The following is a 687-nucleotide window of genomic DNA, read 5'->3' as shown; positions in this document are numbered from 1 at the left end:
AACGGACACGACCCCCCCGACCTGGGCAAGCGGCTATCCGCAGGCGGGAACAGTGACGAACACGAGCGCCCAGGTGTTGGTGCAGACCAACGAACGCGGAAAAGGCTATTATGTCTTGGTACCCCACGGAGCGACAGCCCCCACGGCGGCGCAAGTAAAAGCGGGACAAGATGCGAGCGGGTCGGATGCCGGAAGCGGGAAAAAAGGCTATGTGGATTTGACAGCCAACACGCCGGCGACGATCGATATCACAGGCTTGGCCCCGTCGACAGACTATGATGTCTACGTGGTAACGGAAGACGGCGTACCCAACTTGCAGGCGACGGCGGAGAAGGTGGACATCGCGACCAGCGCAGCGCCGGACACGATCCCCCCGACCTGGGCGAGCGGCTATCCGCAGGCGGGAACAGTGACGAACACGAGCGCCCAGGTGCGGGTGCAGACCAACGAAAGCGGAAAAGGCTATTATGTCGTGGTACCCCACGGGGCGACAGCTCCCACGGCGGCACAAGTAAAAGCGGGACAAGACGGGAGCGGGTCGGATGCCGGAAGCGGGAAAAAAGGCTATGTGGATTTGATGGCCAACACGCCGGCGACGATCGATATCACGGGCTTGGCCCCGTCGACAGACTATGATGTCTACGTGGTAACGGAAGACGGCGTACCCAACTTGCAGGCGACGGCGGA

1 pseudogene is annotated in these 687 nt (G+C 61.9%); it reads left to right on the top strand.

The window, feature by feature from the left end:
- Positions 1–687: pseudogene (locus GJ688_RS20385) on the top strand (hypothetical protein); the annotation flags it as partial.

The organism is Heliobacterium mobile (assembly GCF_009720735.1).
GTDB classification, from domain to species: Bacteria; Bacillota; Desulfitobacteriia; order Heliobacteriales; family Heliobacteriaceae; genus Heliobacterium; species Heliobacterium mobile.
Note: the sequence above shows the minus strand (reverse complement) of the source record. Positions and strands in the feature narration are given on the sequence as shown.